The 26,004-nt window shown below is 42.3% G+C and carries 27 protein-coding genes and 2 other RNA genes; 8 read left to right on the forward strand and 21 right to left on the reverse strand.

The features are described from left to right. The 4 genes from DXA54_RS15850 to DXA54_RS15870 all read left to right on the forward strand — a co-directional run. On the forward strand, nucleotides 1-1,233 hold a 1,233-nt coding region (locus DXA54_RS15850), incomplete at its 5' end, for a mobilization protein (protein WP_243647660.1). A gap of 314 nt (nucleotides 1,234-1,547) precedes the next feature. Continuing rightward, nucleotides 1,548-1,871, forward strand: coding sequence for a hypothetical protein (locus tag DXA54_RS15860; protein ID WP_005654503.1), 324 nt, complete (start codon nucleotides 1,548-1,550; stop codon nucleotides 1,869-1,871). A gap of 23 nt (nucleotides 1,872-1,894) precedes the next feature. Next, nucleotides 1,895-2,701 carry a hypothetical protein gene (locus tag DXA54_RS15865; RefSeq protein ID WP_005654501.1) on the forward strand — a complete coding sequence of 269 codons (807 nt, stop codon included), beginning with the start codon at nucleotides 1,895-1,897 and terminating at the stop codon, nucleotides 2,699-2,701. An 18-nt stretch (nucleotides 2,702-2,719) separates the two neighbouring features. Beyond that, nucleotides 2,720-3,352, forward strand: coding sequence for a hypothetical protein (locus DXA54_RS15870; RefSeq protein ID WP_005654499.1), 633 nt, complete (start codon nucleotides 2,720-2,722; stop codon nucleotides 3,350-3,352). Between the two features lie 172 nt (nucleotides 3,353-3,524). Here the strand turns inward: DXA54_RS15870 and DXA54_RS15875 are convergent, their stop codons facing one another. From DXA54_RS15875 to ssrA (DXA54_RS15890), 4 genes are all read right to left on the reverse strand, one after another. After that, nucleotides 3,525-3,983 carry a hypothetical protein gene (locus DXA54_RS15875; protein WP_005654497.1) on the reverse strand — a complete coding sequence of 153 codons (459 nt, stop codon included), beginning with the start codon at nucleotides 3,981-3,983 and terminating at the stop codon, nucleotides 3,525-3,527. Between the two features lie 10 nt (nucleotides 3,984-3,993). Continuing rightward, the gene (locus DXA54_RS15880) at nucleotides 3,994-4,782 is read right to left on the reverse strand and encodes a hypothetical protein (protein ID WP_005654492.1); all 789 of its coding nucleotides are present in this window, start codon (nucleotides 4,780-4,782) and stop codon (nucleotides 3,994-3,996) included. 271 nt (nucleotides 4,783-5,053) lie between these two features. Next, nucleotides 5,054-5,451: a transfer-messenger RNA gene (gene ssrA / locus DXA54_RS15885) on the reverse strand. 210 nt (nucleotides 5,452-5,661) lie between these two features. Further along, nucleotides 5,662-6,058, reverse strand: a transfer-messenger RNA (tmRNA) gene (gene ssrA, locus DXA54_RS15890). A 183-nt stretch (nucleotides 6,059-6,241) separates the two neighbouring features. Between ssrA (DXA54_RS15890) and DXA54_RS15895 the strand changes: the two genes are divergently transcribed. Further along, entirely contained in the window at nucleotides 6,242-7,423 is a 1,182-nt protein-coding gene (locus DXA54_RS15895) for a lactonase family protein (RefSeq protein ID WP_120080017.1), read from the forward strand. A gap of 1 nt (nucleotide 7,424) precedes the next feature. On the opposite strand, the gene DXA54_RS15900 is transcribed toward DXA54_RS15895, so the two are convergent. From DXA54_RS15900 to DXA54_RS15935, 8 genes are all read right to left on the reverse strand, one after another. Further along, nucleotides 7,425-8,063, reverse strand: a complete 639-nt coding sequence (locus DXA54_RS15900) for a M23 family metallopeptidase (protein WP_004304684.1) — start codon at nucleotides 8,061-8,063, stop codon at nucleotides 7,425-7,427. 28 nt (nucleotides 8,064-8,091) lie between these two features. Beyond that, nucleotides 8,092-8,757 carry a B3/4 domain-containing protein gene (locus DXA54_RS15905; RefSeq protein WP_120080019.1) on the reverse strand — a complete coding sequence of 222 codons (666 nt, stop codon included), beginning with the start codon at nucleotides 8,755-8,757 and terminating at the stop codon, nucleotides 8,092-8,094. A 50-nt stretch (nucleotides 8,758-8,807) separates the two neighbouring features. Continuing rightward, a complete protein-coding gene (pgeF, locus tag DXA54_RS15910) occupies nucleotides 8,808-9,620 on the reverse strand; it encodes a peptidoglycan editing factor PgeF (RefSeq protein ID WP_004301904.1) in 813 nt (270 codons plus the stop codon). Beyond that, complete coding sequence (gene obgE / locus DXA54_RS15915) at nucleotides 9,617-10,783, reverse strand: GTPase ObgE (protein WP_004304678.1); 1,167 nt, start codon at nucleotides 10,781-10,783, stop codon at nucleotides 9,617-9,619. Before obgE ends, pgeF begins: the two co-directional genes overlap by 4 nt. A gap of 115 nt (nucleotides 10,784-10,898) precedes the next feature. Next, nucleotides 10,899-11,468 carry an adenylate kinase gene (locus tag DXA54_RS15920; protein ID WP_004301902.1) on the reverse strand — a complete coding sequence of 190 codons (570 nt, stop codon included), beginning with the start codon at nucleotides 11,466-11,468 and terminating at the stop codon, nucleotides 10,899-10,901. Nucleotides 11,469-11,535: 67 nt separating this feature from the next. Further along, a complete protein-coding gene (gene hpt / locus DXA54_RS15925) occupies nucleotides 11,536-12,072 on the reverse strand; it encodes a hypoxanthine phosphoribosyltransferase (RefSeq protein WP_008651092.1) in 537 nt (178 codons plus the stop codon). A gap of 41 nt (nucleotides 12,073-12,113) precedes the next feature. Continuing rightward, nucleotides 12,114-13,658 carry a peptide MFS transporter gene (locus DXA54_RS15930; RefSeq protein WP_004304674.1) on the reverse strand — a complete coding sequence of 515 codons (1,545 nt, stop codon included), beginning with the start codon at nucleotides 13,656-13,658 and terminating at the stop codon, nucleotides 12,114-12,116. A 204-nt stretch (nucleotides 13,659-13,862) separates the two neighbouring features. Then, on the reverse strand, nucleotides 13,863-14,087 hold the full coding sequence (locus tag DXA54_RS15935; protein WP_004301899.1) for a winged helix-turn-helix domain-containing protein: 225 nt from the start codon (nucleotides 14,085-14,087) through the stop codon (nucleotides 13,863-13,865). A 447-nt stretch (nucleotides 14,088-14,534) separates the two neighbouring features. Here DXA54_RS15935 and DXA54_RS15940 point away from each other — a divergent pair, with 447 nt between their 5' ends. From DXA54_RS15940 to DXA54_RS15950, 3 genes are all read left to right on the forward strand, one after another. Then, nucleotides 14,535-16,046, forward strand: a complete 1,512-nt coding sequence (locus tag DXA54_RS15940; protein ID WP_120080021.1) for an NAD(P)H-hydrate dehydratase — start codon at nucleotides 14,535-14,537, stop codon at nucleotides 16,044-16,046. A gap of 72 nt (nucleotides 16,047-16,118) precedes the next feature. Beyond that, entirely contained in the window at nucleotides 16,119-17,186 is a 1,068-nt protein-coding gene (locus tag DXA54_RS15945; protein ID WP_004301894.1) for a DUF4831 family protein, read from the forward strand. Between the two features lie 36 nt (nucleotides 17,187-17,222). Beyond that, entirely contained in the window at nucleotides 17,223-17,507 is a 285-nt protein-coding gene (locus DXA54_RS15950) for a hypothetical protein (RefSeq protein WP_004301893.1), read from the forward strand. Nucleotides 17,508-17,689: 182 nt separating this feature from the next. On the opposite strand, the gene DXA54_RS15955 is transcribed toward DXA54_RS15950, so the two are convergent. The 9 genes from DXA54_RS15955 to rlmN all read right to left on the reverse strand — a co-directional run bounded on the left by DXA54_RS15955 (nucleotide 17,690) and on the right by rlmN (nucleotide 25,912). Continuing rightward, complete coding sequence (locus DXA54_RS15955; RefSeq protein WP_004301892.1) at nucleotides 17,690-18,040, reverse strand: PqqD family protein; 351 nt, start codon at nucleotides 18,038-18,040, stop codon at nucleotides 17,690-17,692. Between the two features lie 97 nt (nucleotides 18,041-18,137). Then, complete coding sequence (locus DXA54_RS15960; protein WP_004301891.1) at nucleotides 18,138-19,526, reverse strand: MFS transporter; 1,389 nt, start codon at nucleotides 19,524-19,526, stop codon at nucleotides 18,138-18,140. Nucleotides 19,527-19,773: 247 nt separating this feature from the next. Continuing rightward, nucleotides 19,774-20,169 (reverse strand): preprotein translocase subunit SecG, encoded by a 396-nt coding sequence (gene secG, locus DXA54_RS15965; protein WP_004301890.1) that lies wholly within the window; start codon nucleotides 20,167-20,169, stop codon nucleotides 19,774-19,776. Between the two features lie 6 nt (nucleotides 20,170-20,175). Further along, nucleotides 20,176-20,949 carry a hypothetical protein gene (locus DXA54_RS15970; protein WP_008645322.1) on the reverse strand — a complete coding sequence of 258 codons (774 nt, stop codon included), beginning with the start codon at nucleotides 20,947-20,949 and terminating at the stop codon, nucleotides 20,176-20,178. Between the two features lie 5 nt (nucleotides 20,950-20,954). Further along, entirely contained in the window at nucleotides 20,955-21,482 is a 528-nt protein-coding gene (gene lptE, locus DXA54_RS15975; RefSeq protein WP_004301888.1) for an LptE family protein, read from the reverse strand. Further along, a complete protein-coding gene (locus DXA54_RS15980) occupies nucleotides 21,469-22,710 on the reverse strand; it encodes a sigma-54 interaction domain-containing protein (RefSeq protein WP_004304664.1) in 1,242 nt (413 codons plus the stop codon). The genes lptE and DXA54_RS15980 overlap by 14 nt, the downstream gene beginning before the upstream one ends. A gap of 9 nt (nucleotides 22,711-22,719) precedes the next feature. Next, nucleotides 22,720-23,814, reverse strand: a complete 1,095-nt coding sequence (pdxA, locus tag DXA54_RS15985; protein WP_120080023.1) for a 4-hydroxythreonine-4-phosphate dehydrogenase PdxA — start codon at nucleotides 23,812-23,814, stop codon at nucleotides 22,720-22,722. A gap of 4 nt (nucleotides 23,815-23,818) precedes the next feature. Continuing rightward, on the reverse strand, nucleotides 23,819-24,859 hold the full coding sequence (locus DXA54_RS15990) for a DUF4837 family protein (protein WP_004301885.1): 1,041 nt from the start codon (nucleotides 24,857-24,859) through the stop codon (nucleotides 23,819-23,821). Nucleotides 24,860-24,877: 18 nt separating this feature from the next. Then, on the reverse strand, nucleotides 24,878-25,912 hold the full coding sequence (gene rlmN / locus DXA54_RS15995) for a 23S rRNA (adenine(2503)-C(2))-methyltransferase RlmN (protein WP_008017001.1): 1,035 nt from the start codon (nucleotides 25,910-25,912) through the stop codon (nucleotides 24,878-24,880). Nucleotides 25,913-26,004: the final 92 nt, after the last annotated feature.

A 26,004-nucleotide genomic window follows, 5' to 3' on the forward strand; every position in this document is an offset into this window, starting at 1 on the left:
GAACTGCGGACGCACTATGACAATATCAAGCGGATGGTCAAGGAAAAGACCGGACGTGCCATGCAGGAAAAGGAAAGGGAACGCAAGGGAAAGAATGGAAAGATTATCAAGGTGGCGGGATGTTCACCCATCCGTGAAGGAGTATTGCTTATCAGACCGGACACCACACTGGCTGATGTACGCAAATTCGGTGAAGAGTGTCAAAGACGCTGGGGCATCACTCCGCTACAGATTTTCCTGCACAAAGACGAAGGGCATTGGCTGAACGGTCAGCCGGAAGCGGAAGACAAAGAGTGCTTCCAAGTCGGTAACAGATGGTTCAAGCCGAACTATCATGCCCATATCGTTTTCGACTGGATGAACCACGAAACCGGGAAGAGCCGAAAGCTCAATGACGAGGATATGGCAACTATGCAGACCCTTGCTTCCGATATTCTCCTGATGGAACGTGGGCAGGCAAAAGCTGTTACAGGTAAAGAGCATTTGGAACGGAACGATTTTATCATTGAGAAACAGAAAGCCGAACTGCAACGTATAGAGGAAACCAAGCGACACAAGGAGCAACAGGTAAGCCTCGCCGAGCAGGAACTCAAACAGGTAAAAGCAGAGATACGTACGGACAAACTCAAAAGTGCAGCTACCGATGTAGCCACAGCCATAACCAGCAGTGTAGGTTCTCTTTTCGGAAGCGGTAAATTAAAAGATTTGGAACAATCTAACGAGAATTTACGTCATGAAATTGCCAAACGTGACAAGAGCATTGATGAATTAAAAGCCAAGATGCAGCAAATGCAGGAACAGCACGGCAAACAGATTCGTAATATACAGGGAATACATAATCAAGAGCTTGAAGCTAAAGACAAGGAAATATCACGATTGAATACCATTCTCGAAAAAGCATTATGCTGGTTCCCATTGCTCAAAGAAATGCTGAGAATGGAAAAATTATGCTATGTCACTGGTTTTACCAAGGGGATGGTTGATTCTCTTTTATACAAAAAGGAAGCTCTCAGATGTAGTGGAAAAATCTATTCCGAAGAATATAGACAGAGATTTGAAACAAAAAATGTAATTTTCAAAATTGAACGAAGCCCGATCAATAAGAATAAATTGATGCTGACTATAAACCAACAGCCAATCAGCGAATGGTTCAAGGAACAATGGGAGAAGTTACAGCAGCATCTGCGTAACTCAGTGCAGAAAGAACAAAAATCCAAAGGATTCAGAATGTAATCTGATAGTATTTGATTGGATTTCAATAAAATTGACTATCTTTGCAAGCGGATGGAGGTAACTCTGTCCAGACATATTAGAATTTTGAAGAAGCGTTATGCTTATCTTGTAAGTTAGAAACCTGAGAAACTTCGAACGTAGTACAAGGATAGCATAGTGGTTCTCACGCTATAGCGTGGGCTGCTATCACCATATCTGTACTACAAGGTTTTCTCAGGACCTCTAACTTAGGACGTGGGCATTTGCAGTTCCACGCTTCGTGGTTTAAACTAAAGGGTACTCAAGGAAGCTGCAAGACCCAATTCTCTTTTATTATGGAAATTATTTTTATTGGAATTGCCGTTATCTTAGGAATTTGGCTTCTATTTCATGCGGCTATATATTTATGGGTTTTATTCGAGGAATATGTTCTTCCTATACTCATATTTTGTGGAGTTGGCTCATTTTTCTTTTGGTTGATATTTTGGATATTTGGCATAAAAGAAATCTTTGGCATTTCTACCATGATTATAGGTGCTGTTATCGGTTTTATTCTATGGATATGGATAACTTTTTTTGGCGACAATGGGGGACATAGCGATTATGAACATGAAGATATGGATCATGACATGCCGATTCATGTAAAAATAGACAATTAATAACCCAATAAAAAAGAGTAAATATGAAAAAGTTTTGCTATTCGATTATCGGCTTATTTGTAATAGTTTTAGTAAGCAGTTGTAGTAATGGAAGTAAAGTGTTACAATCGCCTGAAGATGCCGTACGCGAAAGGTATGGGCTGCCGTGGCAAACAGAAGAAGAATATGAAGCCGCTTGCAAGTCTAACAGAAAGTTCCAAGGGCTTACACCCTTTACAGAGCTTCAAGAATGGTCGAAATATTATTATGAAGAAGATGCCGTATTCGAAGAAAAAGTCAAACAGTACGACATGATAAACAATACGCTTCAAAAACTGGCATTCGGGGTGATGTATAACAAGGGCAATGATGAAAACGCAATGAAAAAACTACTCATAGAATCAGGCTATGGCGATAATGAAGAACAATGCAAAGCCCTTATCGAAGGATTGAAAAAAGACGGATTCCTAATGAAAGAGCTGAATGAAATGCGCTTAGCGCACAGAAAGCGTATCATGGCAGAGATAACCCCTCTGTGCGAGTCTCTAAATGATGAAGGGATTGCGTTTCAGGCAGAAAACAGAGAAGGGATAGAAAACAATGTCATCAAAGAAGCGTATGTTACTGCGAAACCAAAGGACTATGAAATACAACCGGGACAATGTCCCTTTAATTTCTATATCAAGGCATCAATGCTGAAAGACGTCTATGTGAGTAGTTGTTCGATATATAATAAGACATTTCTAATGCATGAAGACGGAGAAGATTTTATATCGGGCATAATAGGCTTTGAAGACTTGAGATTGTTTCCATTTATCACAGGAAAGTTAGTTACATTTAGGTATTTCTAATATTAAAACCAAGAAACAATGAATATTAAGACATTTACTATTATCGCTATAGCATCATTTGCCGTTTTGTCAGTTACCGCATGCGGTGGGAAACAAAAAGCATCAATCGAAACCGAACAAACAGAAGAAACTTCAAAGACAGAAGTTATAGTGAGTGACAATAAACTTTTTATTAACTCTGATTTGTATAACATGTCGGAAGAAAAAGTGATATTCAATGCGCACGGCAGACTAGATCCTGACAACCCATCCTTTGGTACAGACCACATAGACCATTATCGCACTTTATTCGTTAAAGAAAATGGCGGATTGACCGTTGGCTATGTAGTTAAGACAACGAGAGGAATCACCCTGCAAACCGGGAAGACTTTCTATTTTTACAATGACTTATGTTTGAAGGAAAGAACAAGGGATCTTTACAATATTGTTGGGATGGTGAAAAACAATGGAGTCTTGATACCAATGAAAATCACAATTGACGGAGAGGACAACCGCATCATGCTGGAATGTAAAGGAGATGAGACGCTTACATTCGTTCCGCTTCGTGGTGATGATTCCGAAATTGAATATACGGTTCAAGCACTAAAAGATTATTGCTACAAGAACAAACTTACTATCCATGCTGTACCTTATCTGGAATTTACAAATTAAACAACCCTAATATAGCGAAATTCACTCTTTTAGTGAAATTGGGTAGTATAATTCCACAATGGTAAAAACAAAAGAGTCGTATCATTACTCATAAACGAGCTTGATACGACTCTTCTATTTAATTAGGTAACTACAATTCAAGAAGGTTGTTCTATTGGTTTATCAAAAATAACTAATTCGTCAAATAGAAGACATAATCATAAATAGCCCAATCTTTATATTTATAAATACCTTCTATCGGGAACTGTAATTTGCATTTCTTTTGGGCAGTTGAAAGTATAAGAGAAACATCGTCATCCGTAACTGTTAAGCCTTCAGGAAAAGCTAATGTAATATCAGTTATACAGCCATTTAAATCCGAATACAAAAAAATATTCATCCAACCTTTTACACCTTGAGACTTATATTTATTACAAATTTCATCTAAAAAAACTGATCCTTGCAAAATTACCGGAGGTGCATATAAACTTTCTTCTGCAAATGAGAAATTTCGGATAGACTCAGCTTTTTTCTCACTTGTATTTGTAGATACATACACATTGTTACCGATACTTTTTCTTTCAAATATTGACTGCGCAACAGTATATTGAAATGCAAGAAAAGCAAATAAAAAAAACAATATCTTTTTCATAACAGTAAATTTAATAAAGTTTGAGTAATGAATTAATGCATGATGTACCATAGTCGTAATTGCCAAACTTATATCCTTTTCCACTATATCCTCTACTATATTCTCCAAAAATATTGCTCCACTTTACGAATTCATTAATATCTATAGATGTAGGCTTCCCATTTGCACATATAGAAGCAACATACGTTTGAAATTCTCTTTCATATTGAGGTATTAAAGAAGGGTCAGTCAAGCCCGAAGTCCATAACGATTGATATGAAGGGTCACCATCTTCACCTTTAAAAGTCCAAGAATACCCAGCATGAATATATCTAATAATACCTTGATAAAAGGCTAATTCAAATTCCATCATACCTGTATCTCTTTTTTCCTTATCAGTATCTACTTTTTTACCCTGAACATCTCTTTGATACATGTGAATAAACTCATGTTCCATGCTGCTGGCTAAGATACCATAAGGAGGAAAAGCTAAACTTCCTTTTCTAAAATATGCCGACGCATATGTGTCATCCAAAAAGATAGTTCCAGCATAAGAAGTCTTATTGCGTACTGCTTCATCTATATTTCTATAGCAATTTATACTGGTCATTTTTGCATAAGCATCATTAACTTCTTTAATTTCAGCAGAAGTTAATGTCGGAGCTCCTCCTGTAAATAACGATGCCAAATTAGCGTTTAAGGCAGTTGAAACTGAACGGGTGCTTGGTTCAACATTACCTATAAATTCATCAACCTCATTAGTACAAGAAGACCAACATAGCCCAACGCATGTAAGTAAATACAAAATTTTCTTTTCCATAAGAGATCTGATTTTTAAGGTTATTACAAAACAGGAAGACTGTCACTATTTATAAGCAACTAATCATCCATGTTAATATATTTTTAAATAACAATTTTAGAAAAACAACTTAAATCGCTTACAGAAAGGATTAGATTATTTAATACTTTAAAATTTCAAAGGGGATGGAATGGAGTAACAAAATCGGGGTATTCACAAAAACTCAAGGTACAAAACAACAAGCAATACAGAAAACACCATTAGTTTTCATGATATACTTACCGCTCATCAAAAGTGGACCTGGGGAGAATCGAACTCCCGTCCAAACGAGGAAACCATATGCTTTCTACATGCTTATCTTTGCCTTCGGTTTTCGAGCATAAGCAAGACCAAAGCCACCAACCTATGCCTTATCTCCTAATATTTCGTAAGAGCTATGGAGAAGAACTCAAACTATCCCCGATTTTGCTGTGCCGCTTTATCAAACGCTTCGGAGCAAGAGCTTTTGAGCGACATCTCGTTTCCACCACTTTGGCAGAAATAAAGCTAATCTACTATACTTCGATTAAGCAGCGAGAGCATAATTTTCGTTGCCAGATAAAATTTTGATAACTGAGATTTAAGTGGCAATTACCGACCCACTGCATGCTTACATACCATTCCAACTCGCTGTCAATTCCAGTCAAGCCCAAAATGATATTTCAAAGTTACGTATTTATTTGATAAGAACAAACAAAACAGCAAAAAATATAATAGAATACCACAAGGCATCATAATAGTTAAATTATTTAAGACTTGTAGGTAGTGCTTGATATAAAGAATGATAATCAGACTATCACTTTTTATTTTAGGGTGTATTTCGGGGTGTAAATCCTGTAACAATCTGATTATCAATCTTATTTGTGGAGCTGGAGGGAATCGAACCCTCGTCCAAACGAGGAAATCATAAGCTTTCTACATGCTTATCTTTGCCTAAATTTTCGTGCAGGAACAGAACCAAAGCCATCAATTTCTGCCTTATCCTCTAAAGTTTCATCAAAAGTGCGAGGCCGCCTTTGACTATCCCCGATGTAACTGCACCACTGAACCGGAATGCTTCGGAGCAACAGCTTCCGAGTGATGTCTCGTCCTGGCACCTAGTGCCTGGATTAAGCTAATCTACTGTGATTCGATTAAGCAGCAAGAGCGTAATTAGTTTCGCCAGATAAAATTTTGATAACTGATATTTAAGTGGAAATTACCGACCCACTGCATGCTTACCTACCATTTCTGCCCGCTGTCAAATCCAGTCAACCCCAAATTTTTATTCGTACAGAATAGCGATTGTTTAGAACGCTTTCCAAGGGTACAAAGATAGGAAATGTTTTCTAATTTACGAGAAGACGTTAGCAAATATTATATCAAAGCACTATCTTTACGGAGCTATTTTATATTTAAGGTGAAAAAGCATCATGAAAAATCAACCAATAATAAGCTACTTATGATTAAGACATATCTATCTAAAACATCTATATTCAAAGCATTTGCCGCTGTTTGCATATTCGGAATCAGTATCAGTGGCTGTACTTCTAAAAAAAAGACTCCTATGGAAACAACCGATACAACGAAAAACGAACTAACCATGTTGGTGGGTACTTACACATCAGGAACCAGTAAAGGGATATATAGCTACCGCTTCAACGAAGAAGACGGGACTGCTACTCCGTTAAGTGAAACGGAAATTGAAAATCCTTCTTATTTTGTTCCGTCTGCCGACGGAAAATTCGTCTATGCAGTCAGTGAATTCAATAATGAACAAGCTGCTGCCAATGCATTTGCTTTCAATAAAGAAAAAGGTACTTTGGAATTATTAAATTCACAGCAAACGGGAGGTGAAGATCCTTGCTATATCATTGCCAGTGAAAATAATGTGATAACTGCCAACTACAGTGGTGGCAGCATTTCTGTATTCCCTATCGCAAAAGATGGTTCACTCCTACCCACTTCCGATATTATACAATTCAAAGGCGCGGGAGTAGACAAGGAAAGACAAGAGAAACCGCATCTGCATTGTGTCCGTATCACTCCAGATGGTAAATACTTGTTTGCCGATGACTTGGGTACAGACCAAATACATAAGTTTATCATTAACCCCACTGCAAATACAGAGAATAAAGAAGCATTTCTGAAAGAAGGATCGCCTGCTGCCTTTAAAGTGAAAGCCGGTTCGGGTCCCCGTCATCTGACTTTCTCGCCAAACGGCCATTATGCTTATCTGATTAATGAGTTATCGGGCACAGTAATCGCCTTTGAATACAAAGACGGAGATTTAAAAGAGATGCAAACAATCGCTGCCGACACGGTAAACGCACAAGGAAGTGCTGACATTCATATCAGCCCGGATGGAAAATTCCTGTATGCCAGCAATCGTTTGAAAGCAGACGGTATTGCTATATTCAATATCCACCCGGATAGCGGAATGTTGTCAAAAGCAGGCTACCAACTGACAGGAATTCATCCACGCAATTTCATCATTACACCTAATGGCAAATACTTATTGGTTGCTTGCAGAGACAGCAATGTGATACAAGTCTATGAAAGAGATGCAGATACAGGACTATTAACAGACGTACAGCAGGATATTAAAGTAGACAAGCCGGTCTGTATACGGTTTGTGCGATAAGTTATTTCTTACTCTGGGCAATCCGGCTATCAGGAGTATGCGTCTTCACAACGATTTTACTCCCGTTCTTGGTACACTTGATACGTTCTTTCCGCAATGTCCTCTCTTTTAAATCAAAAATGAGATTCGGATTAAAATGTTGCCCGTTAATACGGGTTTCGAAGTGTACATGTTCGGTAGTGGCACGACCGGTACGTCCTGTCAGCCCGATAGCTTGTCCGGCTTTTACGACATCACCAGCTTTAACCAAATTCTTGAAATTGTGGCTATAAAGCGTTTCCAATCCGTTAGCATGGCGGATTACAACAATATTTCCATAAGCATAATAGGGTTTCGACATACGCACCACTCCATCAAAAGCAGCACGAATCGTATCTTTTGCACAGGTCTTAATGTCTGTTCCCGAATGTCCTCCGCGAGTTCCATAGGCAGAGATTACTTTTCCTCCGGGTAATGGGAAAGCATATTCGTGGTCTTTCAGAGAATCCAAATGCAGATAGATATGATTGCTTTTAGCAAATAATCCGGGAGTAGCCACCCGCACATCAGCCATTTCGCGGGCAGAGAAGGAAGGTTTATCCTGCCCGTCGGCAGTCAGTGGCAATAATAAAACTGTCAGTAAGATAAGTATGTTTTTCATGTCTTTTTTCTTAGAGCACTCATTCTAATTATTCGAAGAATATGATTTCGCCTCCATCCGATTCTGTATAGTTTCTTAATAAGGTTTGTATCATTTCAACAGCTTCTTGCAAACCATCTTTCCCATTATAACCGTTGACTATCGCCAGGATATGAGTAGTTCCGAGATCCATCTTCGTACGTTCGTGATCGCTTGTCGGTGTTCCGATTCCTCCGAATGAATCGCGATATACGGGTAATCCTTCAATATTCAACACACCGCGACCGATACCTTCAAACGGTTCTCCAGCTTTGCCGATACCGAGTTCAAGGTGTGTACCTTGTATTTTATCCGCATCGAAACCACCAATAGAATGTCCCGTACGAAGAGACACGAGGTTAATCAGGTCTACCAGTGTATCAATCTGATATAAAGGGATTCCGCGCATCAGGCGGCGACGCAAAGCTTCGGCTGACGGACGATAACGTCCGGGGTCTTTGCCACAACGTTTATAAGCCTCACGGGTAGCAAAGATAACGGGTTGATGTTTGATGTCTTCCATCCGTGTTGTGGAAGTCAGTTGTCCGGTAAAAGCGTTGATTTCCTGCCAAAGACCTTCGCTGTAAGCAGTATTCTTCACTGCAGCATACACGGCGGCTCCGGCGAAAACCGGGCATGCGTCTTTTATTTCTTTAGATACTTTTATTTCAAACATAACTTATCATAAACCAATCATCAGCGTCCTGCAATTACGGACACCAATTATTACTTTCTAATCATTATTCCCGACAAGATACGACCGGAATCTATTCCCAGTCTACGTGCGGAGAAGAATTCATCATGATGAATATAGGTACAGATGCCAGCTACTTCTATCTGTTCTGCAGGCACTCCGGCATTCAGTAATTCAATCCGGTTGGCTTCCCACAAATCAATATGATATTTGCCCGTCTCCTTCTTCTTCATAGAAATAAGAGACATATCGAAACCGCTTTCTTTAAAAGCATCATACACCTCATCACCTACTTCAAATGATTCGAGCGAAATGCTCGGCCCGATGCAAGCTACCACATCTTCGCCTTGCGTCCCGAATTTCTGATTCAAGTGATCCATCACATGACTGACAATATGCTTCACAGTTCCTTTCCATCCGGCATGAACGGCAGCCACAACGTGTTGTTTTTTGTCGTACAGCAATACAGGAACACAATCCGCCGTCGTGACGCAAACGCAATACCCCGGCACATTAGTTATCAAGGCATCCATTCCTCGCAAAAGTAGCCGTCTCATTTCTAATGACTCTTTAAAAAATGATTCATTGATAATCAGACTGGCACAACCATGGCTCTGTTCAGGAATAAACAACTCCTTTATCTGATGATTCATGCACTGAAACAACCAGCTCTGATTGCGATTGACGTTCATGCATGAGTCGTTGGTATAAGGCGAACAGTTGAAAGAGCCGTAAGCTCCGGTGCTTATACCTTCGTGACGCGTTGTTACGAAATGAGCTACCTCGGGATATACATCCAGTGACTTATATCCCTTCAACTCATTATTTTTTGTAAGTGAAATCATTTTTCTTCCCAATCTTCTTCCTCGTATTCATAGTCGATATCATCGTCATCATCATCAACATTGTCATCATATTCATAAACGATGTCTTCATCTTCGCCCATGTCTTTGAGCTCCTGTTGCAGACGGGTTACGTCCTTCGGACGGTGAACGATGTCCTCTATCTTATTGCTTTCCTTATTCAGTTCTTCCCAAAGAATGTCTTTCAACACCGAGATACCCAAACCGGAAACAGAAGATATGAATACGTGGGGAATGCCTTCCGGCAATGTAGGTTCTATTTCGTCCATCAATTCCTGATCGAGCATATCGCTCTTGGTGACAGCCAACACACGTTGCTTGTCCAACATTTCAGGATTGAAAGTACGCAGTTCGTTCAGCAAGACTTCGTATTCCTTACGAATGTCGTCACTGTCTGCCGGAACCATAAACAGCAGTAATGAATTGCGCTCGATATGACGCAGGAAACGCAGTCCCAAGCCTTTACCCTGACTGGCTCCCTCGATAATACCCGGTATGTCCGCCATCACGAAAGACTTTCCACCGTGATAGGAAACGATACCCAAATTGGGTTCGAGCGTGGTAAACGGATAATCAGCAATTTTCGGTTTGGCAGCCGAAATAGAAGAAAGCAAAGTTGACTTACCCGCATTCGGGAAACCTACCAGACCAACATCGGCAAGCAGTTTCAGCTCCATGATAACGGTCATTTCCTGCATCGGTTCTCCCGGCTGTGCAAAACGCGGAGCCTGACGGGTTGCCGTCTTGAAATGCCAGTTACCCTGACCACCGCGACCGCCTTTGAGCAAGATCACTTCCTGTCCGTCTTCTGTTACGTCACAAAGATATTCCCCTGTCTCGGCATTATAAACGACCGTTCCGCAGGGCACTTCTATTACTTTATCCGCACCGTCTTTTCCGAAACTACGTCCTTTACTCCCCGATTCACCATGACCGGCCATTGCGTGACGGTCATACTTCAAGTGCAACAATGTCCAGTAATTACGGTTACCGCGCAAGATGATATGACCTCCTCTTCCACCATCGCCCCCATCGGGACCTCCGTTAGGACAATATTTCTCGCGCCTCATGTGCGTAGAGCCTCTTCCGCCCTTACCCGAGCGACAGTATATCTTTACGTAATCAACAAAATTCGATTCAGCCATATTCTTTTTAAGTAGTTAAAGTAGTCAGTAGTTAGAGTAGTTAAGTAAAATACTCCGGCTACTGACTGACTTATTCATTTATAATAGTGTATTGATAATTAGTAAGATTACTAAATTACAATTTATCTACTGCTTCGCAGATTTCAGCAAAGATACCTTCCATAGTACCCAAGCCGTTGATGTGTTGGTATTTCTTTTCGTTCTTGTACCAGTCGATCAGTGGGGCAGTCTGTGAATGATATACGTGCAGACGTTTTTTGATTGTCTCTTCGTTATCATCAGCACGACCGGAATCCTTACCACGTTTAATCAGACGTACCATCAGTTCTTCTTCCGGAACATCCAGGTCAACCATTACAGAAACATCCTGTCCTCTTTCTGCCAACATTTTCTTTAATGCTTCAGCTTGTGCAATCGTTCTTGGGAAACCGTCGAAAATTACACCTTTGCTATCTTTGAAGCTGTCGAATACGCTTGCCAGAATATCAATCATTAATTCATCAGGAATCAATTGACCTTGGTCGATGTAACCTTTAGCAGTTTTACCCAATTCTGTGCCATTCTTGATTTCAGCACGCAATACATCTCCTGTTGAGATGTGATTGATTCCATACTTTTCTACAATACGTTCGCTCTGTGTTCCTTTTCCTGAACCCGGAGCACCGAAAATTACGATGTTCAACATTTTGTTATTTACAATTTAACGATTTACTATTTACCATTTAAACTGGTACCTATTTAATATTAACTGTTTAATCTACTACTGTATAAATATCGGGATAGTTGCGTCCGAAACCATCATAATCCAGTCCGTAACCTACGATAAAGTCGTTCGGGATTTCCATTGCTACGTATTCGATGTTCAGATTGACCTTGAGTTTTTCAGGCTTCACTAGCAGAGAAGCAATATGGATTGCTTCAGGGTTGCGTGTACCCAATGTATCCAACAGGCGTTGCATGGTTAGCCCGGTATCCACAATATCTTCTACAATAACTACTGTACGTCCGGCAATGTCTTCATTCAGTCCGATCACTTCCTTAATCACTCCGGTGGAAGTCACTCCCTGATAAGAAGCCAGTTTCACAAACGAAATCTCGCAAGGGATGGTGATGTGCTTCAACAAGTCGGCAGTAAACATAAATGAACCGTTCAACACACTAAGGAAGAGCGGATTCTTACCTGCCAAGTCGTGGTTGATTTCGTTCGCTACGCGAATCACTTCTTTCTGAATATCCTGTTCCTTAATAGAAACAGTGAACTGTTTGTCTTTTATCTGAATGGTATCCATAACCGGTAATTTTAAAAATAACCTTGCAAAAATACGATTTTTTATTCTACCCCGTGCATCATCTTCTGTAATTTCTTCGAGAGAAGGAACAGAATCAATGAAGCAACACCGGACATGACAACGAATACCATAAAGAAATCGTACATGGTAGCAATCTGATAACCAAAGATTGATTTCACTTTTCCGGCTTCCGGATAAAGTCCACTCAACATGCCTGCAAATTTATTGGCTGTGGCAGTAGACAGATACCAGATTCCCATCATCAAAGAGGCGAAACGTAGCGGACTCAACTTATTTACCATTGAAAGTCCGATAGGTGACAAGGCTATTTCACCCATTGTATGAATAAAATAAAGTCCTGTCAGCCAAATCATACTTACCTTCACTCCGGGGATAGCATCTTTCACTCCGAAACAGATGAAAAGATAACCTAAAGAAAGAAGTAACAAGCCAATCGCTTGTTTGGTAGGAGAAGCAGGTTCCATCTTTCGTTTGTTGAGGAAGCTCCACACACCCGGCATTATATATGCCAGGACAACAACAAACAGAGGATTGAAGGATTGAAACCACGAAGCCGGCATTTCCCAACCTAAAATATCACGATTGGTTTGTTCGGAGGCAAAGAGAGTTAAAGAGGCTCCTGCCTGTTCGTAAGCCGCCCAGAAGAAAATGACAAAGAAAGCTACTATATAGATAACGAAAATACGACTACGTTCGATCTTGGTTAATGAACCATCCAATAGGATGAGAACAGGGAAAACAATGCAGGCGGTAAAAATACCGATGCTCACCCAGTCACCCTCAAAAGCGTAATTAAAGAAGGCTATTAAAGCAACTGTAAGAATAGTGATTACAAGGGTATTACGCAACTTGGTACGCTTATCCATCTTCGGGTGTGAGATATGCTCGGCTTTATCCTCTTTCTTTTCACGTTTGGCATCGGGGATAATACCGATTGGCTCTCCGGAAGGAGAGAAAAGATATTTATTCTTTTGAGTTTCAAAAAGTACAACAGTGAACAGTGTCATGATTCCGGCTGCAAGAAATCCCCATTTAAAATCGTGCGGGTCACCGGTATCACCCAGATAACCACAAATCAAAGGGGCGGCAAAAGAACCTACATTCACTCCCATATAGAAGATGGTATATGCAGCATCCAGCCGTCTGTCTCCCGGTTCGTAGAGTTGACCTACGAGAGAAGAAACGGTAGGTTTGAAACAACCATTTCCCAAGATCAGGAATCCGAGTCCGCCATACATCATCCAGTGAGCAAGTTCCGTATTATCTAAAGTAGAGGCACTCATAAACATCAGGAATTGTCCGACTGCCATCATCATTGCTCCCCAAAACACAGAGCGACGGATTCCCCAATATTTATCGGCAATGTATCCGCCAATCAAAGGAGTTAAATAGACTAACCCGGTATAACTACCGTAAATGGATGCTGCCGCTTCTTTGTCAAACAATAATGCCTGCGTCAGGAAAAGAATAAAGATCGCACGCATACCGTAGTAACTGAAACGTTCTGCCGTGCTTGTCGCGAAAATCAGATAAAGGCCTTTCGGATGCCCTTTCAATGCACTCATGAATTTATGTGTTTAGTAGTTTATGGGGTGCAAAGGTACGAAAAATAGATTAAATGCTTCAAAAAAAGAAAGTTCTTATCAAACGGGAATATAGGGGGAATAATAAAAATGGGCATAAAAAATCCTACTGATCCACTTCATTATTTTTTTAGCTGTGTAAATAACAAAGTGGAGATCCATCTTAAATATAGGTTAGCTACCACCTTAGCCAAAAGTAAATTCGACATTTTCGATACTGGCAAAAAGCATTCCTTCTCTTTTCCTCAAAAAGATTTTGTCTTCTCGGGCCAGCCAACCAATAGCAAGAGCTACGTCTTCAAACGTCAAACTTAATTCACGGCACAAATCGAACATTGAAAGTTCACCTTTTTCATTTAAGATGCGCCATACTTTCCCGGCATTCAAGCCAATTTTTGTCTTTTCCATCATGCAAACTTTAGAAGATTAAACAATCCGTTATTTAGATTCTAATTCATTGTGAGCACAGGAAATTAATGTGATGCACATTATCTATCTCCAAAGATAACATTTTTATCGGAAACGGCAAATAATCAAAGGCTTAATCAGGGGAACCGCATTAAAAATTTGTTTAAGAAGGTATGGAGATAAACTAAACACAATTTCCATCCGCCCCTCTACAGAAAAAGATTTCTTTTTCAGGGAGAAATAAAAGTAAGTTCATAATGGTGCAGCATTGAATTATTTTTTGGCGGAGTTATTCTAACACTTAATAGTTCAAAAGCAGATATTTCTTTGACCAAAAGATAGAACTAATGATGAATTAAAAGTTGCAATTATGGTTTTCTTCCCACAACAAACGGGAAAAGTCAGAAGAATCATGTACATTTGTAATCCGAAAACTAAAAGAACATCGCAATGAAAATATTTCCAAGCAGCAGTATCAAGAAATTGGACGCTTATACCATTGAGAACGAACCTATTGCATCAATCGATCTGATGGAACGTGCAGCAACCGTATTAACAAAAGCCATCACAGACAGATGGAATACGGAAACGCCGGTCACTATCTTTGCCGGACCGGGGAATAATGGCGGAGACGCTCTCGCCGTAGCCCGCATGATGGCTGAAAAAGGATATAAAATCAAGGTATTTCTCTTCAACACGAAAGGAGAACTTTCACCCGACTGCCAGACCAATAAAGAACTGGTAGAAATGATGGAAGAAGTAAAATTCCACGAAATCAGTACCCAATTCGTACCTCCCGTCCTGACGCCCGATCATCTGGTAATCGACGGATTATTCGGTTCAGGCCTGAACAAACCGTTGAGCGGTGGATTCGCTGCCGTAGTGAAATACATCAATTCCTCCCCTGCCATGGTAGTAGCCATCGACATTCCTTCCGGACTGATGGGAGAAGAAAATACATTCAACGTAAAAGCTAATATTATCCGTGCCGACGTAACTTTCAGTCTGCAACTGCCGAAGCTCGCCTTTCTTTTCGCAGAGAACACTGAATTTGTCGGAGAATGGGAAGTGCTGGATATCCAATTAAGCGAAGACGGTATTGAAGAGATGGAGACTAACTACGAAATGTTGGAAATAGAAGAAATCCGTTCACTCATCAAGCCACGTAAACAGTTTGCCCACAAGGGGAACTTCGGCCATGCACTATTGATTGCCGGTTCAAAAGGAATGGCAGGAGCCTCTGTTCTCGCTGCCCGCGCCTGCCTCCGTTCGGGAGTAGGGTTGCTGACTGTTCATGCACCAATGTGCAACAACGACATCTTGCAGACCTCCATACCCGAAGCAATCGTAGAAACCGACATCAACGAAACCTGTTTTGCCGTACCTACCGATACGGACGACTACCAAGCAGTCGGCATCGGCCCGGGACTGGGACGAAACGAGGAAACGGAAGCTGCCTTGTTGGAGCAACTGGAACACTGCCAGACTCCTGTTGTAGTGGATGCCGACGCTCTTAATATCCTCGCCAACCACCGCCATACCCTTACCCACCTGCCGAAGGGTTCCATCCTCACCCCGCATCCGAAAGAACTGGAACGTCTGACCGGCAAATGCCAGGACTCTTACGAACGTCTGATGAAGGCTTGCGAACTGGCCCGTGCCGCCCATGTCCACATTATTTTAAAAGGAGCCTACTCCGCCATCATCACCCCCGAAGGTAAATGTTTCTTCAACCCAACCGGAAATCCGGGAATGGCAACCGGAGGTAGCGGTGACGTACTGACCGGAGTAATCCTGGCGCTGCTTGCCCAAGGTTATCCCACCGAAGAAGCCGCTAAAATCGGCACTTACATTCACGGATTGGCGGGCGATGTCGCTCAAAAGAAGCAAGGAATGATCGGAATGATCGCAAGCGATATTATCACCTGTCTGCCGACAGCATGGCGACTTGTAAGCGAATAAAAGTTAAGAACTTACAGTTTTTTCAATAACTTCATTAACTTTGTTTTCAAAACCAGTTAAAAAGAACCGAATATGAAAAAGTTGATTATAGCAGCAGGACTACTTATGACAACGTCCGCCTATGCACAAACCGAAGTACTGACAGGGGTTACCCGAGGAAAAGACTATGGAGTGGTTTACAGTCTTCCCAAAACCCAAATAGAACTTGAAATAAAAGCCAACAAAGTCAACTATACTCCGGGAGAATTCAGCAAATATGCTGATCGTTACCTGCGACTGACCAATGTCTCCGCCGACCCTGAAGAGTACTGGGAACTGACTAGCGTAAAAGTGAAATCCGTAGGTGTGCCCAACAGCGAAACGACGTATTTCGTAAAATTGAAGGATAAGACAGTAGCACCGCTCATGGAACTGACAGAGGATGGCATTGTGAAAACGATCAATGTTCCTTACAGCAACAGCAGTGTAGGCAAAAAAGCCGCTCCCGCTCCCACAGTCCTCCAAAAGAAAGCAAATCCTCGTGAATTCCTGACCGAAGAGATTCTGATGGCTAGCTCTACCGCCAAGATGGCCGAACTGGTGGCTAAAGAAATCTATAACATCCGCGAAAGCAAAAATGCCTTATTGCGCGGACAGGCTGACAATATGCCTTCAGACGGAGCACAGCTTAAGATTATGCTCGACAATCTGAATGCACAGGAAGAAGCCATGACGCAAATGTTCTCCGGCACCTGCAACAAGGAAGAGAGAACATTCACTGTCCGCCTTACCCCTGACAAGGAATTTAACAATGAAGTTGCTTTCCGCTTCTCGAAGAAGTTAGGTGTAGTTGCCAACAATGATTTGGCAGGAACTCCGTTTTATATCAGTCTGAAAGACCTGAAATCGGTCAAGATACCACAGGAAGATGGTAAGAAGAAGAAAGATTTGGATGGAATCGCCTACAACGTACCCGGACAAGCTATGGTTACATTGACCGACGGCAAAAAGAAACTTTACGAAGGTGAACTTCCTATTACTCAATTTGGTGTGATAGAATATCTGGCTCCGGTTTTGTTCAACAAGAATTCTACCATCAAAGTTTATTTTGATCCGAATACGGGAGGATTGCTCAAAGTGGACAGAGAAGAAGGGAAATAGAAAAACGAGAAAGTGAACTTCTAAAAAACAAAGAATATGGTTGGTGAAGGACATGCATTCGACATGATACGCCGAATAAAAGAGGGACGGGAAGCTTCCCGCCTACGTCGTGAACGTGCTAACGACAAGTTGAAGCATTTAAACCGTGCAAACGAACCTTATCCACTACCCAATACCACTCCCGAAGAAATGGAACGTATCATCCACGACTCGGAGAAAAAGAAAGAGAAAGACAGCAATTATTTTGTTTGGGGAACGCTTATTATCATGGGAGTCCTGATAGCAATTGCCGTCATACTTTGGGCTGTATTTATCAAATAAATAATAATAAATTCACCACAGAGGACACGGAGGACACAGAGGTTTAATCTTTTTTATTCACTATAGAGTAACACAGAGTCTCACGTATTGAGAATCGTATTTATCGCTCTGTTTTACTTGCGGAAAGAGAGAGAAGAACTCTGTGTCCTCCGTGTCCTCTGTGGTGAAATATAAATTCCTATTTATGCGACTGGTATCACCAGTTTTATAAATCCATCTTTCTGCATTTGAGAAAGATAAGCCGATACACGCGACTCGTAGCCCTCTTCATTTTGAAAATGGTCTGCGAGTTTTTCTATAATCTCACGAACATTGCGTTTTCCATCTATCAGTTCCCATACAGCCGTACCGTGTTCTTCCAATTTCACATGAAGTTCTTTCGACATTCCTTTCGGCACAAGGAAGCGTTGCATCCACGGATATTTAAAACGGGGAAAGGAGAGCACAATTGTCTCCCCTTCCCTTTCTGCTGTAATATGTTCACTGCGACAGGGAATGACCTCTAACAGGTTGATTTTCTCTTTGGCAGCCATACTTCTTATTTTTTATTTCAGAGTATTCATACTGATACCCTTTTGTTTACACCTTGATACAAAATTCCTTTGTTACTTTAGGTATTGAATTTCCCAGTTACTTTTGGATATTCGCCTCTTCCAGACCGTATCCCTTCTTCTTGTTCTCTGCCTTCAACATCAAAGCCACAATCAGAGCAAGTACACCAAAGAGAGCAAAAATAGTCATCGGCAACGTGTAGTCATAAGTCTGTGCACCGTCTACTACCGGACCTTTGCAATAAGTATTCAACACCCATCCGATCAACAAAGGAACACCCATCAATCCCCAGTTCTGTACCCAGAAAATCAATGCGTATGCGGTACCCAACTGTTTTTCCGGAATAATCTTCGGAACAGACGGCCACATAGCTGAAGGCACCAACGAGAAGGCAAATCCCAATATAATCATGATAATAGTAGCAAACCACCATATATTCAGTATAGGCAGAGCAAACATCGTATGCACAAAAATAAGCATCACTGATCCGATTATCATCAATGTGGCTCCCTTACCAATACGGTCATAAAGCGAGCCGAACAACGGAGTCAGAATAATCGCACCAATCGGCAACAATCCGGGAATCGTTCCCGCCAACTTCGGATCTACGTTATATTTCTGCACCATCAAGTCGGCAGCATACTTGATAAAGGGGAATACAGCCGAGTAGAACAATACACATAGTAATGCAATCAGCCAGAATCCTTTATTGGTAATGATATACACAATATCTTTCATACGGAACGGCTCTTCCGGTTCCAATCCCTCTGCATCCAAAGAAGCATCCAACTTCTTATCATAGAAAGTATAAAGGAAGAAAGCAATCGTACCCACGCACAACATAATCAGACAAAACAGAATCGGAGCAGGAATATTGGTATGGAATGTGCCACTCTCATCCGTAGATCCGAAAAAGTCGGCCAAAGGAACCGTAAGCACCATTGCCAGAGTTGTTCCAATACGTGCCGTAGCCATTTCAAGTCCCATAGCCAATGCCATTTCCTTACCTTTGAACCATTTCACGATAATTTTGGAAACTGTGATACCGGCAATTTCCACACCTACACCGAAGATAGCATACCCCAATGCAGCCAGGGTTACCTGTGTTTTGAATCCGAAGAGCATGGCACCTTCCGGAAAAGTAGTAGAAATCGCATAGTATTTCAATCCACAACCAAACACCATCAATAAGCAAGCTCCCATTCCGGTGAAACGAACTCCCATTTTGTCCAAAATGATACCACCGAAGATCAGCATCAACAAGAATACGTTAAACCAACCGTAAGCGCTTGTGAAGAATCCATAATCAAGACTATCCCATAATAGTTCTTTCTCAAGCATGGGTTTTAGAGGAGACATTACGTCGGTGAGGAAATAGCCGCATAGCATAGTAAATGCGACCAATGCTAGAACACTCCATCGGAGTACGGCGGAGTCATTCAATTTCTGTTTCAAATGTTCTGTCATTGTTATATTTAAAAAAGTAGTTAATAATCTTATACAGCCAACAAAGGTAGTTAAATCTCGTTTGTTTCTATCACAAAGAGATTGTTTTTACAAGAAAAAGTTAAGTGCGGATTACACTGACCACTCGGAACATTGAAAATCCGTGTAATCTGCGTAATCCGCACTTAAATATCAAAGAAATGCAGCATCCGTCTGCACCTTCCCATTAATGGTTTTACCCCAAAGTCTTACCTGACGACGGAGTGAATTACTCTGCTGCAGGAGCAGGAGTTTCAGTAGCCGGTGCCGGAGTTTCTGTAGCAGGTGCATTGGTAGCAGGAGCTTCAGTTTGCGGCGCAGCCGTACCTGCGGGTAAGTTATACGGGTTAGTCTGTTGTTCTTTCTGTGCCTGTTCCAACACTGCGTCTTTAGCAACAGCAGAGCGAGGAACTACATAAGCAGTAGCAATACTCATTACAACCATAAAGATGGCCAGGCCCCATGTTGCTTTTTCCAGAAAGTCTGTAGTCTTGCGCACGCCCATGATGGCGTTAGATGAAGAGAAACCAGAAGCAAGTCCGCCTCCTTTTGAGTTCTGAATCAGCACGATGAAACACATCAACAAGGCTGCAATAACCATTAAGATAACGAATAATAAGTACATTTTTAGTTATTTTGAATTAGCGTTAATAATCAATTTCTCCAAAAATCTGATTTGGTCTGCAAAGTAAGCATTTTTTTTTGGATATTTCAAGCTTAATTTTTTAATTATTTCAAGAGCTTTTGAATATCGTTGCTGTTTAACATAGATTTTTGCCAAAGTTTCCGTAAAACAGCTGTCATCTTCCTCTTCTTCCTTCATCGTTTCTTCTTCGGTAAGTTCGTCCGAAGAGGTTGGCGAAGATGGCATTTCTTCTCTTAAAGGTTTCATGCAGAGGGGAGAGTCGCTCTCGCTCTTTTCTATAAAGTCGTCAATCAGTTCGAAGCCTTTGAGTTTGGGCGTTTCTTCAGCCGGCTGTTCCGTGGCCGGAGTCTCCTCCAAAAGGAAAGAGGTGTAATCCATCGAATAGTCGAAACTGGTCCGGGCAGTCACCTCTTCGGGTACTGTGGACAAGAAAGCGTCGATCAATGCTAATGTGCGGTCTACGGACGGTTCGTCTTTCAGCACCTCCGTGAGAGGTACTCCCTTTTTCCGTGCCTGCACATCATAGCGGTCACCTTCAATCAACCGGAACAACTGCCGTCTGTCTGCAATGTAAAGAACTGCTTTCCGCAGTTCTCCACCGAAACTAATATCATGGAGAATATACAGATTCTTCAGATACAGCAGACGAAGTGACTGAAAATACGGATACCTCGCAAGAAGATTGCGCAGTTCGTACAAAGTATCCCTATTCAGCGTCTCGGGATGCTGAATCCATTGTTGAAAGTTAACAGAAGTCATTTATATTACCAGTTTGCTACAGTTGCATTAAAAATTTGGTCGGTGATCTCTTTAGACATTTCAGCAATCAATCCGTCCTGTACGGCAGTCAACAACTGGGTAGAGTCGTAAGTACGGAACGCAGAAAACTGTTGTTCAAAGTCTTCGGCATGATTGGTGTTGTTGACAAAACGCACATTGACGGTGATAGTCAACTTCGTCTCCGAAGAATAACCGTCGGCAGATACTGCCTGGTTGTACTGATTGTACCCTGTGATTTCTCCGTCAATCTGCAAGTCGGCATTTTGACTCGGCTTGAGCAGTTGCAGACGGGTCTGCCGGATGAAGATATCTTTCAGGTCCTCATTGAATTTGGTTGCCAACGGAGCATATACATACTCCGACTTGATCGGGAAGTCGGCTATCGAAATGGTCTTTACCTTATCATAATTGATAGACGATCCGTTAAACTTATAGGAAACAGTGCACGCAATGACTACCAACGGCAAGCCGAACAGTAGCAAAGGGCGTATTATTTTCTTAATCCAATTCATATTCTTTTATTTTTCTATAAAGTGTACGCTCGGAAATATTCAAGTCCTTGGCCGCACTCTTCCGCTTTCCGTGATGCCTTTCAAGTGCTTTGCGTATCATTTCTTTTTCCACTTCGTCCAGTGACAAAGGAGGTTCTTCTACATATTCTTCCGTGTCTTGTATGTCATCGTCATCCTTGCAAACCGCAGGCTGCATGGTATGAATGATCGCAGGTACCGAAGGCTGGTGTGTCGTCACTACCGGAGTAGTAACCACCGTTCCCACTTGTCCTACCTGCCCCACCTGTCCGGCACGTTCCGCCATCAGGTTGTGCACCATCTTCTTCAGCTCCGCCACTTCCTGGCGCATATCGAACAGAACAGAATAAAGAATCTCCCGTTCGCTCTCAAAGCCTTTACTCTCACGCGTTCCCATCAGCGCGGGAAGACGTTGCGTATTTTGTGCAGGAAGATAATTCTGCAAGATAGCAGCAGAGATCTCCCTGTTGGTTTCAATGATAGATATTTGCTCGGTGATGTTCTTCAACTGACGAACGTTGCCGGGCCACGGGTAAGCCAATAACTCTTTCTTCGCATCCTCCGTCAACTGGATAGCAGGCATCCGGTATTTCTCTGCAAAGTCTGCGGAAAACTTACGGAACAACAAAAGTACATCGTCACCACGTTCACGCAAAGGCGGTATTTGGATAGGCACCGTATTCAACCGGTAATATAAATCTTCACGGAAACGTCCTTCTGCAATCGCTTGTGTCAGATTGACATTGGTAGCTGCCACAATACGAACATCCGTCTTTTGCACTTTGGACGAACCTACTTTTATAAACTCGCCACTCTCCAACACACGGAGCAAACGCGCCTGGGTAGGCATCGGCAACTCCCCTACTTCATCAAGGAAAATAGTACCACCGTCGGCTTCGCCAAAGTACCCTTTCCGTTCGCCAATCGCACCGGTAAACGCACCCTTCTCATGCCCGAACAGTTCGGAATCAATCGTGCCCTCCGGAATAGCACCACAGTTGACAGCAATATACTGTCCGTGCTTCCTCCGGCTATATTGATGAATAATCTGCGGAAAACTTTCTTTTCCGACTCCACTTTCTCCGGTAATCAGCACAGACAAATCGGTAGGAGCTACCTGAATGGCAACATCTATGGCGCGCGACAATGCTTCAGTATTTCCAATAATACCGAAACGCTGTTTCACTTGTTGTATCTCTGCTCTCGTCATCACTCGTTTTTAATCTTCGTCTACTGTATCCAGCTTCAGTTTATCACTATCGTCACGTTTCTCGTAATACTGTTTACGCAACGGATTGGCACGAGCCACTTTTTCCCGCTGACGATTACGGAACACATCGATGGCAACATAGATTGCCTGACGGAAAGAATCTTCACAAGCCAATCCCTTGCCTGCAATATCGTATGCCGTTCCATGAGCCGGAGAAGTACGTACTACCGGCAGGCCTGCCGTATAGTTCACCCCGTCTTCCATAGCCAAGGCCTTGAACGGAGCCAGCCCCTGATCGTGATACATCGCCAGGATACCGTCAAAATGAGTATAATTGCCCGAACCCATAAAGCCGTCGGCCGCATAAGGACCGTAGCAAAGGATTCCTTTCTCTTCCATTTCTTTCATGGCAGGGATAATCACTTCCTGCTCTTCCATTCCCAACAAACCACCGTCTCCGGCATGAGGATTGAGAGAAAGCACCGCAATACGCGGAGCGCCGATACCAAAATCCTGTTTCAGACAACGATGGAATATCATCAGTTTCTCCTGAATCAATTCTTTGGTAATCGTAGTCGCGATCTCTCTGACAGGGATATGTGTCGTAACCAAAGCCACCCGGAAGTCATTCTTCATCAAAATCATCAATGACTTATCACCATTACCCAGACGTTCTTCGATATATTCCGTATGTCCGGGGAAGGAGAACTCTTCCGACTGAATCGTATGTTTGTTGATCGGAGCTGTTACGATAACGTCTATCAACCCTTCGCGATATTCTTCGATGGCACGTTCCAAAGCCCCCAGCGCAGCTTTACCGGCTTCGGGGTCGGGTCTGGAAAATTCCACTTTCACCTCATCATCCGTACAGTTCACCACGCTCAAACGGTTGTACCCCGCTTCGGTAGCAGAGTTGACAATGCTGAAATTGGCCTGTATATCCAGCGCTTTGCGATGATAAGCCGCTACTTTCGGTGAGCCATAAATGATCGGAGTACATAGTTCCAACATCGTAGGGTCGGAAAATGTCTTAAGAATCACCTCATAGCCCACCCCGTTAATATCTCCTTGGGTGATACCTATCCTTATCTTGTTATCTTCCATGTTTTTATTTATTAGTTTGTTCCGCTTCCTTAGATGCCTCTCCCAATGGAATCTGATTCTGCTGAACTTCATTCGGAAGTTTCAGTGTATACAGAGATGCTTCCATCTGGCGTACCAGGTTGCGTTTCATTTTATCAGGTGAATAAACAAATATTTCTGCAGTAATAATTCGTTGGTTTTTCTCGTCCAGACGAGTATGAGATACATACGGACCACCCATAAAGTCGCCCTTCATACGCCACAGGCCACGTGCTTCCATTGTGTAGCTGTTTTGTACATTGATCGGACGGACATCGGTCAGCAAACTATCGGTCGACATATAAACGCCCTCCTTGAATCCGGGAATATTGGCTTTCATCACGGAGTCACGTTTGTGCACAAAATATTCTTTGGTAAACGTATCCTTGTCAGTGTACGGATAAGAGTACATCACAAAGTTACGGTCAGCACTACCTGTGTTGGTAGAAGCCCAGAAGAAATCATCCCCGGTCTTTGAATTAGCCAGTTCGGCATCCACCCAGATGTCGCATCCGAACAAACTGTCCACTTTCTGCGAAATGAAATTACTGTGTTTCCCTTCCAGGAACGTAATCTGACGGTTCATTTCCGCACGGGTAAAGAAGTCGACAATCGTCTTTTTGTTCTCTTCCACAAACTTCTCGAACTCTTCTTCGTTCGGAGCCTGGATAGTCAATATCATCTGCGGATTGGCATACACGTCCTTCGCATATTTGAACGAGGCTTTCGTATATATATCCTGTATATCTACAATAATAATGTTACGTATCAACTTCAGCGTAGAATCATAATCTTTCGGTGAAGTATACATAATCCGGAAAGAAGGTTCCGACTGCGGCAAACCGGGCATATCAGCATCGAGCGCATCATGCAACGCCCTTCCGGCAGCACGATCCCAAACACCGTGATCTACTACAACCAAAAGCTCGTAAGCACGACCACTAGAGGTGTGATTTCCTTTCAGACCACAAGATGCAACGACAAAGGCTACCAAAGCGATGCATAAAATAAAAGAGTACTTTTTCATGATGTTCGGTTTTATATATTAACTTTCATTATTTTTCTCCTGTTTCGCTGTCGACAGCATACCGCAAGCGGCAAAAATATCTTCGCCTCTGGATGAACGGATAGTGGTGAAAAGTCCGTGTGACGTCAGATAATCACGAAAACGGGTCATCGTATCCATGTCCGCCCCCTCGAGGTCTACCCCCGGTATGGCATGAAAACGAATCAGATTCACCCTGCAATCCAGCCCGCGAAGAAGTTTCAGCAACTCTTTGGCATAGACCTGCGAATCATTGAGCCCTTTAAAAACAATATATTCAAACGAAAGTCGACGTTGTTTACTAAAATCATAGTTTTTTAACAGTTCCACCATTTCGGTGATTGAAAACGCCTTTTCCGCCGGCATTAATTCAGCACGCTGAACGGTCAGCGGAGAGTGAAGGCTGATGGCAAGGTGGCAGTCATTTTCTTCGATAAAACGCTGCAATCCTTTCCGTAGCCCGACTGTAGAAAGCGTGATACGCTTCGGACTCCATGCGTAACCGTAGGTAGCGGTCAGTAGTTCCAATGCCTTCAATACCTCATCCAGGTTATCGAGCGGCTCGCCCATTCCCATCATTACGACATTAGTCAGTTTGTCCCGTTCCGGCAGCGAATGAATCTGATTCATGATCTGGCTGGCGGTCAGGTTAGCGGTATACCCCTGTTTACCGGTCATACAGAACTTACAGTTCATCTTACAACCTACTTGTGACGACACGCACAACGTTGCCCGGTCATCATCCGGTATATAAACCGACTCTACAAAATGGTTCTCACCCACTTTATAAAGATACTTCACCGTACCATCTACAGAGCGCATTTCATCTACCGGAGCTTCTGCTCCCACCTCATAGTTCTGCTTGAGCAACTCCCGGTGTTTCAATGACAAATTAGTCATATCATCAATCGAGGCTACCTTCTTTTCGTAAAGCCAGGATGCAATCTGCTTGGCAGCAAAGCCGGGCATACCCAGTCTTTTTGTCAATGATTGAAGCTCTACAAGAGTCATTCCTAAAAGGGGATATTTAGACATTCTTCTTTCTGTTGATAGTTTATATCTGCAAATGTAAGGAAATAAAGTCGATTTCCGTATAGCAGGAATGTAAAAGTTAACAAAAAAGGGAA

Source organism: Bacteroides sp. OF03-11BH, assembly GCF_003604005.1.
GTDB classification, from domain to species: domain Bacteria; phylum Bacteroidota; class Bacteroidia; order Bacteroidales; family Bacteroidaceae; genus Bacteroides; species Bacteroides ovatus.

Bases quoted from the DNA above. Each gene is read 5' to 3' on its own strand.
- DXA54_RS15860 (WP_005654503.1), top strand. From the start codon at position 1,548: ATGGAAATTATTTTTATTGGAATTGCCGTTATCTTAGGAATTTGGCTT.
- DXA54_RS15980 (WP_004304664.1), bottom strand. From the start codon at position 22,710: ATGACGAGAGCAGAGATACAACAAGTGAAACAGCGTTTCGGTATTATT.
- DXA54_RS15875 (WP_005654497.1), bottom strand. From the start codon at position 3,983: ATGAAAAAGATATTGTTTTTTTTATTTGCTTTTCTTGCATTTCAATAT.
- hpt (WP_008651092.1), bottom strand. From the start codon at position 12,072: ATGGATACCATTCAGATAAAAGACAAACAGTTCACTGTTTCTATTAAG.
- lptE (WP_004301888.1), bottom strand. From the start codon at position 21,482: ATGAATTGGATTAAGAAAATAATACGCCCTTTGCTACTGTTCGGCTTG.
- DXA54_RS15970 (WP_008645322.1), bottom strand. From the start codon at position 20,949: ATGACTTCTGTTAACTTTCAACAATGGATTCAGCATCCCGAGACGCTG.
- DXA54_RS15930 (WP_004304674.1), bottom strand. From the start codon at position 13,658: ATGAGTGCATTGAAAGGGCATCCGAAAGGCCTTTATCTGATTTTCGCG.
- DXA54_RS15940 (WP_120080021.1), top strand. From the start codon at position 14,535: ATGAAAATATTTCCAAGCAGCAGTATCAAGAAATTGGACGCTTATACC.
- pgeF (WP_004301904.1), bottom strand. From the start codon at position 9,620: ATGATTTCACTTACAAAAAATAATGAGTTGAAGGGATATAAGTCACTG.
- DXA54_RS15920 (WP_004301902.1), bottom strand. From the start codon at position 11,468: ATGTTGAACATCGTAATTTTCGGTGCTCCGGGTTCAGGAAAAGGAACA.
- DXA54_RS15905 (WP_120080019.1), bottom strand. From the start codon at position 8,757: ATGTTTGAAATAAAAGTATCTAAAGAAATAAAAGACGCATGCCCGGTT.
- DXA54_RS15900 (WP_004304684.1), bottom strand. From the start codon at position 8,063: ATGAAAAACATACTTATCTTACTGACAGTTTTATTATTGCCACTGACT.
- secG (WP_004301890.1), bottom strand. From the start codon at position 20,169: ATGTACTTATTATTCGTTATCTTAATGGTTATTGCAGCCTTGTTGATG.
- DXA54_RS15895 (WP_120080017.1), top strand. From the start codon at position 6,242: ATGATTAAGACATATCTATCTAAAACATCTATATTCAAAGCATTTGCC.
- DXA54_RS15945 (WP_004301894.1), top strand. From the start codon at position 16,119: ATGAAAAAGTTGATTATAGCAGCAGGACTACTTATGACAACGTCCGCC.
- DXA54_RS15865 (WP_005654501.1), top strand. From the start codon at position 1,895: ATGAAAAAGTTTTGCTATTCGATTATCGGCTTATTTGTAATAGTTTTA.
- obgE (WP_004304678.1), bottom strand. From the start codon at position 10,783: ATGGCTGAATCGAATTTTGTTGATTACGTAAAGATATACTGTCGCTCG.
- DXA54_RS15950 (WP_004301893.1), top strand. From the start codon at position 17,223: ATGGTTGGTGAAGGACATGCATTCGACATGATACGCCGAATAAAAGAG.
- pdxA (WP_120080023.1), bottom strand. From the start codon at position 23,814: ATGGAAGATAACAAGATAAGGATAGGTATCACCCAAGGAGATATTAAC.
- DXA54_RS15990 (WP_004301885.1), bottom strand. From the start codon at position 24,859: ATGAAAAAGTACTCTTTTATTTTATGCATCGCTTTGGTAGCCTTTGTC.
- rlmN (WP_008017001.1), bottom strand. From the start codon at position 25,912: ATGTCTAAATATCCCCTTTTAGGAATGACTCTTGTAGAGCTTCAATCA.
- DXA54_RS15955 (WP_004301892.1), bottom strand. From the start codon at position 18,040: ATGGCTGCCAAAGAGAAAATCAACCTGTTAGAGGTCATTCCCTGTCGC.
- DXA54_RS15880 (WP_005654492.1), bottom strand. From the start codon at position 4,782: ATGGAAAAGAAAATTTTGTATTTACTTACATGCGTTGGGCTATGTTGG.
- DXA54_RS15960 (WP_004301891.1), bottom strand. From the start codon at position 19,526: ATGACAGAACATTTGAAACAGAAATTGAATGACTCCGCCGTACTCCGA.
- DXA54_RS15935 (WP_004301899.1), bottom strand. From the start codon at position 14,087: ATGATGGAAAAGACAAAAATTGGCTTGAATGCCGGGAAAGTATGGCGC.
- DXA54_RS15870 (WP_005654499.1), top strand. From the start codon at position 2,720: ATGAATATTAAGACATTTACTATTATCGCTATAGCATCATTTGCCGTT.